This is a genomic window from Salinimicrobium oceani, from assembly GCF_012037645.1.
On sequence record NZ_JAAVJR010001699.1, the window covers coordinates 1 to 279 of the forward strand.

Genomic DNA, 279 nt, shown 5'->3' on the forward strand with positions numbered 1-279 from the left:
GTCGTCACTTATGTAGAATGAAGCCATCTCGGTGCCATCAAAACCAAATGATTGCAGTATGGTGTTGTGTAAGTCTTCCAGAGTGTTATCGGCCATGATCTCTATGTCACGGAACACATCTTCTTCGGCATCAAGAATAATTCTAAATCTATAAAGCATAAGTCAAAAAATTGGTTTGCAAAGATACATTTTTAGATGACATTTTTCAGCTACCTGCTAAATCTGTGGAGCGTAAAGGTCATCGCGGTAAGCAGGAAAAATGCTCCTACCTGATGGGCT

1 protein-coding gene is annotated in these 279 nt (G+C 40.1%); it reads right to left on the bottom strand.

The window, feature by feature from the left end; translation table 11 throughout:
- The coding region (locus HC175_RS23650) for a plasmid pRiA4b ORF-3 family protein (RefSeq protein WP_168140147.1) at positions 1–159 on the bottom strand (159 nt) is incomplete at its 3' end.
- Positions 160–279 lie beyond the last annotated feature (120 nt).